Annotated in this window: 16 protein-coding genes and 1 tRNA gene; 5 read left to right on the top strand and 12 right to left on the bottom strand. The window is 31.8% G+C overall.

All coding sequences use genetic code 11. From position 1 onward, the window contains the following. The first annotated feature begins 469 nt into the window (after positions 1-469). The 4 genes from WNY78_RS03550 (at position 470) to WNY78_RS03535 (ending at position 3,160) form a co-directional block, all read left to right on the top strand. Positions 470-1,048 carry a Crp/Fnr family transcriptional regulator gene (locus WNY78_RS03550; RefSeq protein ID WP_342871797.1) on the top strand — a complete coding sequence of 193 codons (579 nt, stop codon included), beginning with the start codon at positions 470-472 and terminating at the stop codon, positions 1,046-1,048. An 88-nt stretch (positions 1,049-1,136) separates the two neighbouring features. Further along, positions 1,137-2,027, top strand: coding sequence for an MBL fold metallo-hydrolase (locus tag WNY78_RS03545; protein ID WP_342871796.1), 891 nt, complete (start codon positions 1,137-1,139; stop codon positions 2,025-2,027). A gap of 68 nt (positions 2,028-2,095) precedes the next feature. Beyond that, positions 2,096-2,485 carry a nuclear transport factor 2 family protein gene (locus WNY78_RS03540; protein WP_342871795.1) on the top strand — a complete coding sequence of 130 codons (390 nt, stop codon included), beginning with the start codon at positions 2,096-2,098 and terminating at the stop codon, positions 2,483-2,485. 162 nt (positions 2,486-2,647) lie between these two features. Then, positions 2,648-3,160 (top strand): hypothetical protein, encoded by a 513-nt coding sequence (locus WNY78_RS03535; protein WP_342871794.1) that lies wholly within the window; start codon positions 2,648-2,650, stop codon positions 3,158-3,160. 573 nt (positions 3,161-3,733) lie between these two features. On the opposite strand, the gene WNY78_RS03530 is transcribed toward WNY78_RS03535, so the two are convergent. From WNY78_RS03530 to WNY78_RS03485, 10 genes are all read right to left on the bottom strand, one after another. After that, positions 3,734-4,282, bottom strand: coding sequence for a hypothetical protein (locus WNY78_RS03530; protein ID WP_342871793.1), 549 nt, complete (start codon positions 4,280-4,282; stop codon positions 3,734-3,736). A 15-nt stretch (positions 4,283-4,297) separates the two neighbouring features. After that, on the bottom strand, positions 4,298-4,975 hold the full coding sequence (locus tag WNY78_RS03525; protein ID WP_342871792.1) for a hypothetical protein: 678 nt from the start codon (positions 4,973-4,975) through the stop codon (positions 4,298-4,300). A gap of 9 nt (positions 4,976-4,984) precedes the next feature. Then, entirely contained in the window at positions 4,985-6,292 is a 1,308-nt protein-coding gene (locus WNY78_RS03520; RefSeq protein ID WP_342871791.1) for a tyrosine-type recombinase/integrase, read from the bottom strand. A 55-nt stretch (positions 6,293-6,347) separates the two neighbouring features. Further along, positions 6,348-6,420: transfer RNA gene (locus tag WNY78_RS03515), tRNA-Met, on the bottom strand. Positions 6,421-6,692: 272 nt separating this feature from the next. Next, positions 6,693-7,604 carry a Two component regulator three Y domain protein gene (locus WNY78_RS03510; protein ID WP_342871790.1) on the bottom strand — a complete coding sequence of 304 codons (912 nt, stop codon included), beginning with the start codon at positions 7,602-7,604 and terminating at the stop codon, positions 6,693-6,695. A gap of 141 nt (positions 7,605-7,745) precedes the next feature. Then, complete coding sequence (locus WNY78_RS03505) at positions 7,746-7,928, bottom strand: CPXCG motif-containing cysteine-rich protein (RefSeq protein ID WP_342871789.1); 183 nt, start codon at positions 7,926-7,928, stop codon at positions 7,746-7,748. A gap of 43 nt (positions 7,929-7,971) precedes the next feature. Beyond that, positions 7,972-9,291, bottom strand: a complete 1,320-nt coding sequence (locus WNY78_RS03500; protein ID WP_342871788.1) for a TolC family protein — start codon at positions 9,289-9,291, stop codon at positions 7,972-7,974. Next, a complete protein-coding gene (locus WNY78_RS03495; RefSeq protein ID WP_342871787.1) occupies positions 9,281-12,478 on the bottom strand; it encodes an efflux RND transporter permease subunit in 3,198 nt (1,065 codons plus the stop codon). The genes WNY78_RS03500 and WNY78_RS03495 overlap by 11 nt, the downstream gene beginning before the upstream one ends. A 3-nt stretch (positions 12,479-12,481) precedes the next feature. Next, on the bottom strand, positions 12,482-13,669 hold the full coding sequence (locus WNY78_RS03490; RefSeq protein ID WP_342871786.1) for an HlyD family efflux transporter periplasmic adaptor subunit: 1,188 nt from the start codon (positions 13,667-13,669) through the stop codon (positions 12,482-12,484). 96 nt (positions 13,670-13,765) lie between these two features. Beyond that, a complete protein-coding gene (locus tag WNY78_RS03485; RefSeq protein ID WP_342871785.1) occupies positions 13,766-15,673 on the bottom strand; it encodes an ABC-F family ATP-binding cassette domain-containing protein in 1,908 nt (635 codons plus the stop codon). An 82-nt stretch (positions 15,674-15,755) separates the two neighbouring features. Here WNY78_RS03485 and WNY78_RS03480 point away from each other — a divergent pair, with 82 nt between their 5' ends. After that, a complete protein-coding gene (locus WNY78_RS03480; protein WP_342871813.1) occupies positions 15,756-16,139 on the top strand; it encodes a DUF983 domain-containing protein in 384 nt (127 codons plus the stop codon). Positions 16,140-16,185: 46 nt separating this feature from the next. Here WNY78_RS03480 and WNY78_RS03475 read toward each other — a convergent pair whose 3' ends face one another. Beyond that, the gene (locus WNY78_RS03475; protein WP_342871784.1) at positions 16,186-17,232 is read right to left on the bottom strand and encodes an FAD-binding oxidoreductase; all 1,047 of its coding nucleotides are present in this window, start codon (positions 17,230-17,232) and stop codon (positions 16,186-16,188) included. A gap of 153 nt (positions 17,233-17,385) precedes the next feature. Continuing rightward, positions 17,386-18,285: a gliding motility protein GldN gene (gene gldN / locus WNY78_RS03470; RefSeq protein WP_342871783.1), complete on the bottom strand. Its 900-nt coding sequence runs from the start codon at positions 18,283-18,285 to the stop codon at positions 17,386-17,388. Positions 18,286-18,302: the final 17 nt, after the last annotated feature.

Genomic DNA, 18,302 nt, shown 5'->3' with positions numbered 1-18,302 from the left:
TGTACTGGATCTGTAATTCTAAAACACGTTATAGTTCTCCTCTTTCTCTCTATAAATATATTTATTACAAACTAAAGAAACACGTTAGCGACAATGCAATTCGCTAATTTTTGCCAGCTTCTTTTCTCGCGATTTTTTTTTAGAATTTTAAGTCAAAAAAAACGAAAAACTAAACTCTTAAAAACCAAGCTTGACGTCGGATCCGTTTCTCATCTGCCAAATTTAGTACTATTACGATCTGTGTTACTCTCCTACTCTACTACATCGGACTTACAAGCAGAACGGCTTATGTTAGCGGTTATTAAAAATACTGTCGCTAACAACACCTATAATTCATTACTGCGGAATTTCCTATCGGAAATTCCCTGCACTTTTACTATCTTTCGGTAAACATAGGAATGACACTGCGTGACATTCCGTAACGAAACTATAGCTTTAACGTTGGGCGTAATGTAAAAATCCTCCGAATATGACAGAGTTATTAATACAAAATATTTTAAACCATATTACGCTTTCCAAAAAAGAGATAGATAGCTTTTGCAACTTATTCGACCAAAAAGAAGTTCAAAAAAAACACTTTCTACTGCGAGAAGGTCAAATTTGCAAGTTTGAGGGCTTTGTTACTAAAGGTCTTTTTAGAGTATATCATATAGATAATAATGGCTTTGAACAAGTACTCTATTTTGCACAGGAAAATTGGTGGATAACCGATATCGACAGTTTTACCAATGAAACGCCATCACAACTTTACATACAAGCGTTAGAGGACAGTGAAGTATTATTAATTTCAAAAAAAGACAAAGAGCTTGCTTATGATAACATTCCAAAAATAGAAAAACTGTTTAGAGTAATGACTCAAAAAACGCATATCTCGTTACAACGAAGAATGATAGATAATTTGAGTAAAACTGCCGACCAACGTTATATAGACTTTATTGAAAAATATCCTAACCTCTTTCAACGATTAACCAACTTGCAGATTGCCGCTTACTTGGGCATAAGCCACGAGTTTTTGAGTAAAATAAGACGAAAAATCGCCAGTAAATAATAGTAGAAAATTCATTTATTGAACTTGTTCAATGTTTTGAAGTAGGTAACCGTTGCATCTTTGTACCATCAGTAAAAACAAAACAGAAATGAAATCGATTATTTCAACAGTATTTTTAACAATTTTAATTTTATTCAAAATGAACGCACAAGAACAAAGTTTTAAAACAATAGAAACAAGCAAATTTAAACTTCAAGTTTACAACGCATCAGAAAATAGTTTTGGTGTAGCATCTGTAATTATTTCAGGTAAAAACGATGCCGTATTAATAGATGCACAATTTACCTTGGCGGATGCCGAAATAGTAGCACAACAAATCAAAAACTCAGGAAAAAACTTAACTACAATTTATGTTTCGCATGGCGACCCTGATTTTTATTTCGGATTAGAAGTATTCAAAAAATATTTCCCAGAGGTTACGGCTTATGCATCGCCTGCAACAGTAGAACATATTAAGGCAACAGCTCAAAAGAAATTAGACGTTTGGGGCGAAAAATTAGGCAATAACATCACATCTAATGTTGTCTTACCTCAAGTTCTAAAAGGAAATTCGATTGAGTTAGAAGGCGAAAAACTAGAAATCATTGGATTAGACGAATTCCCAAAAAGAACCTTTGTATGGATACCATCAATTAAAACAGCTTTAGGCGGAATTAATGTTTTTGGCACAACATTTAATGTGTGGATGGCAGATGCACAAACAACAGATGTTCGTAACAACTGGATCTCGATCTTAAATACTATCAGCGAATTAAAACCTGAAATAGTAATCCCTGCACACGCAAATACCAATTCAGATTTCACTATTGATGCTGTAAACCACACGAAAAATTATATTCAATTTTATGAAGAAGCTTTGAGTAGCAATAAAACTTCTGAAGCGATAATAGCAACTATTAAATCAAAATATCCAAATTTAACTTTTGAAACAGCCTTAATGTTAGGAGCAAAAGTGAACACAGGAGAAATGAAATGGTAAGAACTATAATAATCATCAACTTGACAATGCTTTTAGTATTGTCAAGTTGTTCATTTAAACAAGAAGTTATGACAAATCTCGACATAATAAAAAGTACCTATGAAGGTGAAACATCAGAAGAAAACGGCAAAAATTTAGTCAAATATGTAGCCGTAAATATCAGTTGGACAGAAGCCAAAGGCTTTCCTTATGCAGGAACTTATATTGGTTTAGAAAGTGTTACTGAAAATGTTTTTAAACGCTTAGGTAGCGAGTGGATTGATTATAAATTTACACCCGAAGATTATATTGCAAATGAAGACAAAGTAGTTGCTTATGGAACCTATTCGGGTACATATAAAGAAACGAACAAGTATTTTGAAGCAAGAGTTGCCCATATATGGAAACTGAACAATGGCAAGATTATCAGTTTTGAGCAGTTTGTAGATAGTAAATCGGTTGACGAAGCAATACGTTAAAACACTACGCCCAACAATGTATAAAAATAATTGCTACATTAGTGCTTAAACAAAGGTAGTTGCAATTTTGTTACGTCTGATTTTCCTTCGGAAAATCCTCGCACACAAAACCGCAACTATTCTTATACGAGACCGTTAGCAAAAATTTAAAAACCAATCGATATGAACAAAATAATACTTACATCAATTAGCATAATTTTCGCTTGTAATTCAATTTTTGGACAAACTAATAATGACAAATACGCAAAAGACGTAAAATCAGTAGATGCGATAATGAATGCGTATTATGATGTTGTTTCTGGCTCGAGTAGTGAACCTTGGGAGTTTGAAAGAGATAGTTTTATTCATTCAAAAAATGCTTTTATTACAAGAATTGATGAAAATGGAAAAGCGGAAACTCATTCTTTGGAGGCGGAATATATACCAATTGGATTATCACCAAAAGAGGATTTTTATGAAAAGGAACTAAAACGAGTAGTTAGTAAGTTTGGAAATATTGCGCAAGTTTGGAGTGCATTTGAAATACGAACTGACCTAAAAACTGAATCCAATATTAGAGGACTAAATAGCGTTCAACTTCATTATGAAAATGGAAGATGGTTTATAGACAGTTGGACTTGCGAAATGGAATCTGAAAAGAATAATTTAGTAACTGAATTTTTGAATAAGGAATAAAAAACTTTTGCTAACACCGTATATAAAAAATTACTAGTTTTAGCTTAACCAATGTTAGTTGCTTTGTTTTCTAGCTTCTGATTTTCCTTCGGAAAATCCTCGCACACAAAACCGCAACTATTCTTATACGAGACCGTTGTGCATAATGCTGACCCGTCCTGAAATAAGGCTACATAATTTTAAACCTGATGCTTTAATTAATCTTACTTACTCAAATGACCATATATAGAAAGTAATACTTTTTTAAAATATCACAACACACATATAAATTAAAAGTCTAGTTTGCTTTTTTCGGTTTTTTTTTTGAGATTTATAAACAAAAAACCGAAAAATCATCTATCTCCTTTTTTAATTAATATCTTAAATAGCTCATAACACAAATGCTATTTTATAATATTTGTATCACAAAAAAGCAATAGTGTTTTTTTAAGTTCATTGCGGTTAAAGCCCCTAAATATAGACTTTATCATAACATTTGTAATCATAAAAAATGACTCAAACTAAATTATTTTGTCTTGTGATATTATTGTATTACAAAAATATCACATGATTTATCACAAAACTTTTGGCACCTTATTGTAACAGAATATTAGGTTTATGACTCACTCCTTTGTCAATAAAATCTTTAAATACGTTTTCATTCAGCAAAAACTTCTCTACCTCTTCATAGTTGAATTTTTTGTCACCATTATAGGAATTATGAAAATCAAAATAATCTCCATCATAACTCATCTCAGCTCTAACCAAAAGTAAATTATTTAGAACTTTATCAAACTCCCGTACTAAACTTTCAGGAAGATACTTCTCAGTTCTTTTTAGTGTTTTAACATAACGTTCTAAATCATTTTTCTCGACTTCACGCCTGTTGTTTTCTCGTTTTTTATAAATCCAAACTATCAGCTGTAAAAACTCAATTGAGAACAAAAAGTCTTCACGTTCCGATTTCAACTTATCTTGGTTGCAATAACTTCCATTGTGAACTGCTTCCAATAAATCACGCAGATATTTAGAACTAGTTATATTTTCTTTCTCAGCCTTAGCAATAATTGTCGCTTTTAATACTTTCGGTATTCTAAAGTTAAGCGTTGCATCTTCATCCGTGATTGATTTTTTATTGGTCATTTATGTCGATTTAGATTAATATAATTGTACGTTAAATACAGTTTTTAAAAGGAATTTTTCAGCCTCATCTTCTGTAATAAGTATTTTCTTTTTATTCTTTATCGGTTTAGCCAGCTTTTCAAATATAAATTCTACCCGCGACTTGTCACCATTTATCAAATCAGGTATAATAGCTATATCTTGAGTGTTCAATTGAGCATTATCAAAATAATTTTTTAAATGATCTGGAACAGAAAAATGCTTTTGAATATAATCCCAATGTTTAGCAAATGCTTCTTTCTGGATTTTAAATGAATTTATAGTTTCTTCATTACAGCAAGAAATATAGTCATTGACATGCTCTACCATCCAATTAGATACATGTTTGTAAAATGCAACACTTATAGAATATCTTTCGGACAGAAAACAGAATGCTTCAGAGGTTAACTTAACTTTCAAATCTAGGAGCTCATAGATATTTTTATCCAACGACGAAGCTTTCCCTAATAAATATATATTTGAAGCACCATTATTAAGTATATAATTATCTCCATTCTCACGCATTAGAATAACAGTATTGAACACGGTATCAAATTCTTTATCCATCCACTTGCCATCCAAATCAGCCCACATCTTACGAGGCAAGTAAAATATGAGTGGCTTATACAATCTATGTATTAATTCACTGTGCTTATCTTTTAAAGGCTTTTCCAAAATATGAACTTAAGATTTTATTAATTCAGAATAATCAGCAGGAAACTCAGCATCAATATCGCGTAGATATTTCTCAAGGGCTTTCATAGAAGAATGCCCTGTAATCTGCATCAACTTACTTTTAGATTCGAATGGTGAAGACCCCTTGACTAACTCGCGATATAATTTTGTAATATATGTATGTCTAAAGCTATACAACCCATAATCTGCTCCCAAATTAAATGGGTCTTTGACAACACGCTTGAACCGTTTAGAAAAGTAATCACGCTTATTACTTAACTCGGATTCCCAAACCCCTCCTATACCATCAGGAGTAAACAAACTATCTTCTTTGTTTAGCTTAGAGAGATTTGGTAAATCTTTAAGCAATAAATCAGGTATAATTTTAGTCTTTAAAGGACTATTCTTGGCTTTAAATTGAATTCGCTTATTCTTTATGTCTAGATCACCAACTCGTAATCTACAGACTTCTATAGGTCTCAAAAAATTATAGGATATAAATTTTATAAAGAGCAATAAGGTTTTATCAGTTTTCTCCAAATGTTCAAAAATATCCTTTTGCTCCTCCTTTGAATAAGTTTTGTTTCTTTGCGGTACAGATTTTAATACAGTTATCTTTTTTATGAAGTTGGTCGGAATAATATCATTATCCTCCAACGCCTGCATAATACTACTTAAATCAGTTCGATAATTATTACGATTTCTAGGGCTGGTTTTGTCTAAAATATGATTTAAAAAATCCATTACCATTTTCTTGTCTATATCGGTAATCGCTTTTAGGTCTGGATGATGTTTTTCAACCCACAGCAAAAAATTTTTTAAACGATTTTCATAACTACGTCTTGTGGTATCACTTATTAACTTTTCCTTGTATTTCAATCCTTTTACAAAGGCTTCTTTATAAGATAAAACGGAGACTTTTGGACTAATCGTTAATTTAACTTCAGTAACTTCATTCTTGTGCTTTATTGAATTTCGCTTCTTACCCTCACGTTTCTCATAAAGTGCAGTATTATCTTCAAAGGGATTAAAACCCTCTTTTAATAAACTTAAAAGCTTAACTCTATAAATACTCAAAATAGTAAGTCGGTCTTCTTTTGTATTATATCTATTAGCACCACCGTACACATTTTTTATACGTTGGAGTATTCCAGATTCAGGATTTCGAAAAGAGTAGTAAACATACCAACGCTTAGTTAAATTACCGTTAGCTGAATAAATTTTGGGGGCCGTAAATTTTTTCTTGTTTGACAAACTGTGTTCTAAAATGTGTTCGTTTCCGTGTTCATTCGTAAGATAAGAATTTAAATTAAACATAAAAAAAATGGTTTTGTGTAAACAAAACCATTGATTTTAAACAGATAACATTTAGTAGCGGGAACTGGACTCGAACCAGTGACCTTCGGGTTATGAGCCCGACGAGCTACCTACTGCTCTATCCCGCGATATAATCAAAAAATGGTTGTCTTAGCTTTTAACTTTCGGTTCATAATACCGACTCAATCATTTTAGGACTGCAAATATAAAAGCTTTTTTAGATATTACCAATATATTTCGTGAAGATTTTAATAGATTTTATTATTAGTATTTACTTGCTTATTGATTAAGCTATTACGTATTGTAAACCATTTGTTTAAAGACATTTTAATCACCATAAAAAAGCTCCCAACACATTCATGTTGAGAGCTAAATCTAATTTAAAACTATATAAATGTTATTAATCGTCGTCTTCTGAATCAAGTGTTGCAATTGAACTTTGGTTATTAATATCTACAAAATCAAACTGTTTTAAGTTTGGAAGTTTCGCATGAAGTTCAACTAACTCACCTTTAAAATCATTGTTACCAATAAGTAATACTTTTAAATTTGTAAGATTAGCCATTTGATTTGGCAATTTTCCGTAGAATGCATTGTTAGAAATTACTAACTCCTCAAGGTCTGTTAAACTACATATTGAGTTTGGTAACGTACCAAAGAAATTATTTTCAAAAAGACTAAGGATCTTTAACCCTTTTACATTTGAAATGGTTTTAGGTAACTTACCAGACATTTGATTACTACTCAATAATATCTCCTTTAATTTTGTTAATTCACCTATTGATGAAGGCAACTCTCCAGTTAATTGATTATTGTATAATTCTAAAGTATTTAAGTTTGTTAACTGACCAATAGTTGATGGAATCTCTCCTTGAATTGTATTCATAAATAACTTTAAGTATTTTAAAGATTTTAATTCTCCAATCTCTTCTGGTAAAGGATTTGTGAGCATATTAAAAGCGACATTTAAAGTTTCTAATGATTTTAAGTTTTGTATTGATGATGGAATACCTCCTGAAATTTTATTTCTAAAAAGATTAATGTGTTTCAAGTGAACTAAATCTCCTATTTCTTGAGGAATTGTACCTCTTAGATTATTGAATTCTAAATTAAGTCCAATAACTTTACCCCCTTTAACAGTAACACCATGCCATTCTTCAACTGGTTTGTTTAAATCCCAAGTCGTTCTCCATTGTGCACCATTTGTAGAATTGTAAATTGCTTTTAAAGCATCTTTTTCTAGTATTGAAACGTTACCAAAGGACAATAAGGTAACAAAACAGAATAATAATGTAAGTTTAGCGGTTTTCATATTAATAGATTTCGATGAGGGAGGCATTTCTATAACGAATATATAAGAATAACCGATATACGACAATTATTTTCGACGAACTGCAATGTCGTTCATCGAAAATATTTTTAAATATCTGATTTTCAATTATTTAGTAAAAATCTATTGCTCTATGTTTTGGGCATCAAAACTAGAGATTTCATGATTTTCAGCAGAAATCTCTAATTGTATCGGATTGCAACAAATCTCACAATCTTCTATATATTTTTGATAGGTTTGAGAAACATCAATTAACATGGATATGGATTCCCAACAATAAGGACATTGAAAAAAGTACTCTTGCATAGTTGTCTTATTTTCCCTGATTGCCGACAGGCAGGTTCTGAAATTAAAAATCTACATTTAATAGTTCTCCACTTAACTGAAGTACAGTCAACTCGGCTAATTTAGCATCGTATTTGGCTTGATTTCTATTTAACTCAGAGTTAAGTAAATTAAGCTGTGCTTGACGGAATTCTATTGAAGTCACTTGACCAATCTTAAATTTTTCTTGAGTACGTTCAAAATTATTTTGCGAGGTCTTGATATTATCTTCTTGCACTCGAAAAATTACTAGTTTATTTTGATAATCATCCCAAGCATTATTAAAATTACGCTCTATATCAATATTTAATTGTTCTTTTTGAAGTTTTTGGTTCTCTAAAACAATCTTAGCATTTTTAACACGTGTTAAGGTACCTCCTCCATCAAATAGATTCCATGATAAATTTAATCCAGCAGACAATCCAGAGGTTGTACTTTGTATAGTAAATGCTAAAGGATTATCAGTAGAAGATTCATTCCAACCGTAAGACCCAACTAATCCTATTGTAGGTAAAAACTGTGCTTTGTTGGTTTTAATATCAAACTGACTAATATTTATATTACGTTCTGTTTGTAGTAAAGACACATTATTAGCTTTTGTTTTCTCTAAAAGCTCTTCTTTATTTAAAGCTAACAAAAAACTCAAATCTGTATCTACATTATAATCTTCAAGTATTTGATTTCCTAATACAACGTTTAAATCACGTTTTGTATTTCTCAATTGTTGTTTTGCATTTATGAGATTGATACTATCATTATTAATATCTACTTCCGCATTTAAAACACCTAATTTGGTACTTTGACCGTAATCAAATTGATAGCCTGCTCTTGTTAATCTATCTTTTGAAATAATTAATGTTTCTTCTAAAGCTTCTGTGTTTTCAGACAATTGAGCTACTGTATAATATATTGAAAACAACTGTAGCATTGTAGTTTCTATCGTTTCGCGAGCTTCCAGTTCAGACAATTGATATTCTTCTTTTAAACGCTTATAATTATACAAACGTCCTAACCCATCAAACAAAGTATAATTTAAATTTACAGACGCATTGTAACGTCGTGTCTCTATACCTTTAGCAATAATAACATCTCCATCAACTCGCTGACCTTCAGAATCCTGAATATCTAGCGTAGCTCCAGCATTTCCTGTAAGTGTTGGTAAATAACCAGAGTTTAAAATTCCTGTATTATTTTCTGCTACTTCAACAGTATTGTTAGCTATTTTAATTCCGTAGTTATGCTCTAATGCAAGCTTTACAGCTTCATCAGTTGTTAATACTTGTTGCGCATTGACTATTATTCCGAAGAAAAATAAAGCGTAAGCACAATATAATTTAATGTTCATGACTTTCATTTTGCTCTTTTATAGCACGTTCTACTTCTTCTTTTGTTACTTCCTTATTAGTCCATAACCATTTTGCATTTTTCTTAATACTATTGCTAAATGATAAAAATAATGGCAATACTAACAGAGTTAAAATAGTTGCATACGCAATACCAAAGGAAATTGAAATCGCCATTGGTTTTAAAAATTGCGCTTGTCTACTTTTTTCTAAAAGTAATGGCGCTAAACCTGCAACTGTTGTTAATGAGGTTAAGAAAATAGCTCTAAAACGTGATTTACCAGCTTCGGAAATAGCTAAATCAAAGCGCATACCTTCTTTTAAATTGGTGTTAAATTTACCTATAAGTACCAACCCATCATTAACCATAATTCCAATGAGCGCGATAATTCCTAATAAGGATAGTACGTTGACAGGGAAATCAAAAATCCAGTGTCCCCAAGCTACAGCTGTTAAACTAAATGGAACAAGTAAGATTAATAATAATGGCTGACTATAACTTCGGAAAGTAAACGCTATAGTCACATAAATAAGTAACAGTATAGGAATACCTGCTGCTGCTAAAGAACTATTTAATTTTTGTGCCTCTCGGTTTTGACCTTCAAAAGCAGCTGTAATTGTTGGATATTTAGAATGTAAATCTACAATGGCATTTGTTTTAAGGTCATCAAGAATATCTGTTGCACTAGAACTTGGGTCTTTTAAATCTGCAGAGACTCTAATTTCTCGTTGTCCATCTAAGTGATTAATTGCTACATCACCTCTTTCTATCGTGTAAAACGCGATATCTTTTAATGTTACTCGCTCTCCTGTTGGAGTTAAAATTCGCATATCATCTAAATCATTGATCGATGCACGATTACTTCTATCATAACGAACCCAAACTCGAATTTCATCTTGTCCTCTTTGAAAACGCTGTGCTTGAGCACCAAAAAATCCTGAACGTACTTGAGACATTACCGTTCTCAAATCTAGACCAAGCAGATAAGCACTTTCTTTAAGCTCCAACCTAATTTCCTTAATACCTGCAGGATCATTGTCCTCGACATCTTTCAATAACGGATTTTCTTGTAAAATTTGTTTTAATTCGTTTTTGGCTGCTTTTAATTCTTCAATATTATTCCCTAATAATGCTACGGAAACAGGACTTCCTCCAAAATTCCCTCCTGAACCATAAATCAATCGCTCTGCTCCAACTACAGGACCAACTAACTCTCGCAATCTATTAGCAATCATTGAGGATTTAATCTCATCTGGTCGTTCCTCTCCTGGCAACATATTAATTACCAAACGTGCACTTGAACTACTATTTAATGTTAATATGGTGTTTTCAAAAAGCGCTTTGTCGCTACCTTTTAAATACTTCTCAGTAAACTCTTTATTAACGATAAATGATTTTTCTTCAATCATAGAGATGATTGAATCTGTTATCTTTTCATTGGTTCCATTAGGCATATCCAATTCAATAGAAACACGATCACTCGCAATAGAAGGAAATATGGTCACACCAATTATACCTCCACCCATTGCTCCAAATGTTAAGATCAATAGAGCAACAAAAATACCTAAAGACAACATTTTAAATTTGAGGACAAAATCTAATGTTGGAGCATATACTTTATCTCTTAAAAAACTCATTATTTTATCACCAAAGGCATTAATGCCTCTCATTTTAGCGAAAAATTGTTTGAATTTTGATGGATTCTCATCAACTTCCTGTTTCCGAAGCGCTTTAGAATGTGCTAAATGCGCAGGTAAAATAATTAAAGCCTCAACAAGAGAAACCACTAATGTTAAAATAACAATTACTGATACTTCTCCAAAAAACTCACCTATTCTACTATCTAAAAACAAGAATAAAGAGAAGGCTAATATCGTTGTTATGATTGCAGAAATTACTGGAGGAATCACTTCCATTGTTCCATCAATAGCAGCTTCAATTGGTGTTTTACCTTTTTCGTAATGTTGATATATATTTTCTGCAATAACAATACCATCATCCACCAAAATACCAATCACGATTATCATCCCAAAAAGTGACAATACGTTTATCGTGACATCAAATTGACCTGCAAAAATAAACATTCCTAAAAATGAAATAGGCAAGCCAAATGCGACCCAAAATGCGAGACGCGTATTTAAAAATAGTGACAAGAAAATGAGTACCAATATCATCCCAACTATAGCATTTTCAGCAAGCAATGCAGTACGTTGTTCTAATGTAATAGATAAATCTCTAACGACATCTAATCTTACATTCTCATACTTTTGATTATACGCTTCTATATAATCCTTTACTTTTTGAGCAGACGCAACTAAATCTTCATTATTAGTACTTGTTACTGCTATATTTATTGATAATTCTTGATTAAAATAAGTAGCATTAGGTGTTTCAGAAAAACGATCTCTAACAACCGCTACATCTTTTAACCTAACCGTTTTACCGTCTGGAGTTGCACGAATTATTAAGTTAGATAACTCATCTCCATAATATGCACGATTGTTAGCACGAATCAAATATTCTTCGGCATCAGTTTTAATATTACCTCCTGTTACTAGAATATTAGAAGTACTTACCGCCAGAGCAACCTCATTAAAGGTTAAATTATAAGCTAATAAATTAATTTCGTTGACTGCAATTTCAATTTCTTCGGAAGGGTAACCAGACACTTCAACTTGCGAAATCCCATCAATAGCACGTAAATCATTTTCTACTTGACGACCAATCTGTTTTAAAGTAGCCAAAGGAACATTTTTCCCACTCAAAGCAAACGAAATCGTTTCTCTTACTTCCTCACGTTTAGAAACCACTAAAGGCTCCATACCAGTAGGAAATGATGGTACTCGATCTACTGCATTTTTGACTTCAAGCAACATGAAATCAATGTTTTCACCTTTCTCTATCTCAACTGTAATCGTTCCACTATTTTCACTAGATGTGGATGTCACACGATCAATACCTCGAAGTCCTTTGAGGTTATCTTCAATTTGCAATACAATACCTTCTTCAATTTCTTGTGGAGAAGCGCCAGGATATGCAATACTAACATTGATAATTTTAGAATCAACAAGTGGGAAAAATGATGATTTTAAGGACATATATCCCAAAATACCAAAGATAAAAAACGCAATAATGAAAATATTTACTGCAACGTGATAACGAATAAAATAGGCAATTAACTTTCTCATGTCCTATTTTGCTTTTTTAGATTTAGTTACAGCGTCTTTTTTTATATCTTCTTTTTCTTCGGAAATTGGCTGCTCAACTTTTTCGTCTACAAAAGCTTTAACTAGCATTCCTGCATAAGCTCCAGGAACTGGTTTTTCTAGTATTATAGTCCCATTTGGAACATTCTTCAAAACCACTTTTGAATCTGAAAAATAAACAGGCTTCACATCAATAACATCTAAAATACTATCCCTAACCACATAAATTTGATTGCCTTCTAGCACTAAATTTCGATCAATCTCAATGGCATCAGATTCGCTTTTTGCATTAAGATTAGCTTCCAAATACATGCCTTCTTTTAAACTCTTATCATTTACTTCTATAAAAGCTGTAATGGTTTGTGTAGTTGCATCTATACTTCCGTTAACACGTGAAATCACACCAGAAAACTCCTCAGTATTTTCAAGATTATTAAGTTTCACAGTTTCTCCTACATTTAAAAGACTTGCATAAGTTTTACTTAGAGCGACTTCCATTTCATAAGAGGACGGATCAATAAATTCTCCTAATTTTTGTCCGCTTCTAATTAGAGAACCTTCTGTAGCTAGCGCTTCAGTTAAAATGCCATTAAAAGGTGCTCTTATATTATATTTTGCTAGTCGTTGCTCTAAATTTTTGACGTTGTAATAATTAGATACAATACCACGACCAGTTATAAAATAGTTTTCCTTTTCCGAAGTCATTTCAGGTAACTTAGGTGTTGATTTATTTAAATCAAAACCATTGAGGTAGGTTTGCCATTTTGGAAACACATCTGGAAAATCCAGTCGCAAATCTGGCATAATTGCAGCTATAGAATTATACAAATTACTTTTTGAAGATTGAACACTAGCATAATATTCGGCAGCATCAATACGAATTAAATTTTCACCTTGATTATATTCTTGACCTGGTTTAAAAAGTTTACCACTAGTTCTAAATACACCTTGAACTTCAGCATATAATTCTACGCGACGTTTTGCTACCAAACTACCATTTGCAGGAATTACTATTTGTATTGTGCCATTTTGAACAGTATCTGTAAATACTGTCTTTACAACTTTTTCGGGTACAGGTTTAGGCTTTTTCTTATTATCAATTAATCGTTTAGCTATAAAATATGAGCCTACAATTAAAACGACACCAATAATGGAGAGTATTATATTACGCATTGATCTAATTTGGTTGAACTAGTTAGACCGCAAAAATATTAGTAAGTTTAGTGTATGGTTGTTAATTATTCCTTAAAAAAATAAAAACTGGTTGTTTTAACTCAACTCGTCCAGCTCTAGCGTGATCGTTTCCCAATCTGCCATTAACTTTTTTAGTTTATCCTTTTTAGCTTGGTAACGATCAAAAAAACTAGCGTCAGATGCTGTAGCGTCATAATTTGTAGCAAGATCAACATCATCTTTTTTGATATCCTTTTCTAACGCATTAATCTTAGACTCAATATTACTCAATTTATTATTTAAAGATTTCAGTTTTTTCTGGTCTTGGTAAGATTGCTTATTCGTCTCTTTAGGTGTCTCTTTTATGACAGTTCGTTTTTCTACTTCTCTTAAATTTTCAACATTACGCTCTTCTAGGTAGAAATCAATATCACCTAAATATTCTTTTATTTTTTGATCTTTAAATTCGTAAACATTGTTAGTTAATCCCTGTAGAAAATCTCTATCATGTGATACTAAAATTAAAGTGCCTTCAAATTTCTTAAGCGCTTCTTTTAGTACGTTTTTAGATTTAATATCCAAGTGATTTGTTGGCTCATCCATCACTAACATGTTAAGTGGTTGGAGCATTAATTTTGCCAAAGCTAAACGATTTCGTTCGCCTCCAGATAAAACACGCACATACTTTTCGGCCTCGTCACCTCTAAATAAAAATGATCCTAAAATATCACGAACCTTACTTCTATTTGTTTCATTAGCGGCATCAATCATAGTATCTAAAACAGTTTTGCTACCATCTAGATATTCTGCTTGGTTTTGAGCGAAATAACCAATTTGCACATTGTGTCCTAATTTTAAATCGCCTTGATGTTTTAATTCGCCAACTATGATTTTAGCTAGTGTTGATTTTCCTTGACCGTTTTGTCCAACAAATGCTGTTTTACTGTCTCTTTCAATTAATAGATTAACATTAGACAATACATGGTTATCTCCATAGTTTTTAGAGATATTCTTTGCTTCCACAACTACTTTACCTGGTGTTATAGATACAGGAAAGTTTAAAGTCATTACGCTATTATCATCTTCGTCAACTTCAATACGATCCATTCTATCTAACTTTTTGATAAGCGATTGTGCCATTGTTGCCTTACTGGCTTTGGCTCTAAACTTTTCAATAAGTTTCTCAGTTTGTTCTATTTGCTTTTGTTGATTTTTTTGCGATGCTAACTGTTGCGCTTTAATTTCATTTCTAAGTATTAAAAACTTAGAATATGGTTTTGGGTAATCATAAATTCTTCCGAGGGAAATCTCAATAGTACGATTGGTCACATTATCTAAAAACATTTTATCGTGAGAGACTATAACAACTGCACCTGAATACCCTTTTAAAAAATTCTCTAACCAAATAATAGATTCTATATCTAAGTGATTGGTAGGTTCATCTAATAGTAAAATGTCATTATTTTGAAGCAATAGTTTTGCTAATTCGATTCTCATTCTCCATCCACCAGAAAAAGTATCTGTTAGCTTATCAAAATCTTCACGTTTAAATCCTAAACCTTGCAATATCTTTTCGGTTTCACCTTGATAATTATAACCACCTATTATTTCATACTGATGCTGGACCTCGTTTAAATCAATCATTAACTGATGATAACCCTCACTTTCATAGTCGGTACGTTCTGCCAATTCTGTATTGACAAACTCCATTTTTGCTTCTAATTCTTTGATTTCTTTAAATGCCTCATACGATTCCTGGAGTACTGTTCTACCCAAGACAAAATCAATATCTTGTTTCAAAAACCCAAAACTCAGGTTTTTATCTGCTGCAATTTGTCCAGAATCTGGTTCTAGTTCTTTAGACAAAATTTTAAGCATGGTAGATTTACCTGCTCCATTTTTACCGATCAAACCAATACGGTCACCAGGACTTAATTTAAAGGTAATATCTTCAAATAAGAATTCGCCTTGAAATGAAATGGAAAGATTATGAATATTGAGCATTTGCTACTTTTGTTACAGTGAATTATTTATTAAAACGTAAATTTGTATATTATTTACAAAGCGCAAAAGTAATCAAATTTAAATCATGTTAAAAGGCACAAAAATTTATAGCATTTTTACAGGAGCTTGTCCTAAATGCCAACAAGAATCCATGTACAAGACCAAAAATCCTTATGTACTTAGTGATGTCTTAAAAATTAATGACCATTGTTCGCATTGCAAATTTAAATACCGCCTTGAACCTTCATTTTTCTACGGATCTATGTATGTGAGTTATGGTGTAGGGATTGCCTTTGCTGTAGCTGCTTTTATAACAAGTTTTTTGATATTTAATTCGTCTTTAATGACAGCCTTTATCGCAATAGTTGTGACACTCATTGTTTGCGGACCAATAATCATGAGATTATCAAGAAATATTTGGATCAACATGTTTGTGAACTATGATAAAAAAATGGTGAAGAAATAAATCCCATTTCTTTTATTCTGTTTACTTCGGAAATTTGATCCACTCCCTAATTTTTAATTCTATTGATATCTATTTCGGGATCTAATAATTCTCCTTTTTCAATATGGTTGAATAATTGTTCTGCAACATAAGGAGAAATCATAACGCCTCGTGTTCCTAATCCGTTTAGCACATGTACATTTTTATAATCTGAATGTGATCCAACCAAAGGTCGCCTATCTTTAGTAGTTGGTCTTATACCAGCAACTTGTTTTACGATTTTAAAGTCACAATTTATTATCTGTTTTAGTTTATCAACTAATTGTTCTTTGGCATTATCAGTAATGCTATGCGTTTTATCTTCACGTTCATATGTTGCTCCTATCCAAAACAAATGATCTCCCAATGGAACGATAAACACAGATGATTTCATAATAAATTCCATTTTTAAATCTGGAGCTTCTATGGTGAGCATTTCTCCTTTTGTACCATTTAGTGGTAAATGATTAAAGAATGGATTTTTAGTCACTCCAAAGCCTTCTGCAAATACAATATGAGTTGCTTGTATGTTTTTATATTGAATATGATCTTGTTCTATCTTTAATAATTCATACTGAAATTCCTCATCTCTAAGTTTGTCGTTAACATGAAGGTAATTTCTGTAGGTCTTTACAAGTTGTGAGGTGTTAACTCTACCAGAATTTAAAACCTCTCCAAATCCGAAATCTGCATTTATAGTAGCGTTTGTGTTTTTCACTAAATTTGTGGATAAGAAGTCTTCTAAAACAGGTTTATCTGAAGCAGTGAACCAATCATTCTGCTCTTCAACCGAAGTAAATCGTCTGTACACAGGTAATTGATAATCTAATTTTACGTGTAGTAGTTGTTCGAGCACTTTATATTTTGGCAATGCTAAGGCTAACTGTTCTTTTGCATTCCAAACTTTGGTAAATCGCTTTAAAATTACTGGATTATACAATCCTGCTGCAACACTTGATGATTGTTGTGAGTTATTATCAAACACAACAAAATCTTTATTTGCTGTTCTCAACTGTTCACAAAAAGCAATTCCTGCTAATCCATTACCTACTATGATATAATCTACTTCTTTCACACGTTTACCAATTTAAAATAAATAGGAACACAAATGTAAAGAAGTTATAATTACAATGATTTGACTTTATCTAAAAGATTCCTATTTTCCGAAGTTATAAAACAAAAAAAACGCCCACTTTAAAAGTGAGCGTTTCATATTATTTATGTTTTCTTAGTAAGACCACATATCTTGTTCGAAGTTACGAATCTTCTCTTTAATACGATCAGATTCTAAAAGTTGCATAAGCGCATTATCTGCGATATAATCTTTAACTTCTCTATCACCATATACATTTTCTTCTTTGTACATGTAACCATTAAAACGTCTAGAATTAAGTAAGTGATCAAAAGTCAATGGCATCGCACTATTTTTATTGTTAAATGCTTTACCTTCATGTAAGACCTCTCTAGCTTCAGGATAGAATACCCAAAATAATGCATTAGGCATTTTTTGAGCCTCATCTTCAGAATCTAAGAAATTCACATCTGGTGCTGCTGGTGCAATACCAAGAATTCTATACTTTAATTCGCCATGACGTTTATCGAAATACCAAAGGCCTTTAATTAAATAAGCACTAATGTGATACGCTTCGATAGTTGTTGTTGTGATATATTCTGGATCTACATAACCATCAGCATTTAATTGGTCATAACCAATATCTAACGTGTCAACTACAGTTGTTAGGTCTTGAAGTTCCTTTTCAGTTCTTTTCTGAGAAAAGTAAGAATCAGTATAAACATTTGTTATTTTACCATCTTTTACACCTTTAATCAATGTATGATATAAAGAGCGTCTTTCTTTACCGATATTATTGGTATCTACAGGAAAGTATAATGGAAAATTAACACGTTCATCTAAAACTACTTTTTCCCAAGTCATTTTAGAAAACAAAATGTCTCTATCATCAACATAACCATATTCTAACGGCTTGTCATAATCTAATGCTAATTGCGCCTCTGTTTTAACACCAACCTCTGTAGGTTTCTTGGCATTTAAAATGTTAGCTTGAGAACATACACTAGATGTTATACAAACTGTGGCAATGATTGATAATAAAAATTTATAATTCATCTTTTTAATTTTAATTT

The sequence above is a fragment of the Psychroserpens sp. AS72 genome, assembly GCF_038900375.1.
In the GTDB taxonomy this organism is placed as follows: Bacteria; Bacteroidota; Bacteroidia; order Flavobacteriales; family Flavobacteriaceae; genus Psychroserpens.
This window is presented reverse-complemented; position numbering and strand designations above follow the sequence as displayed.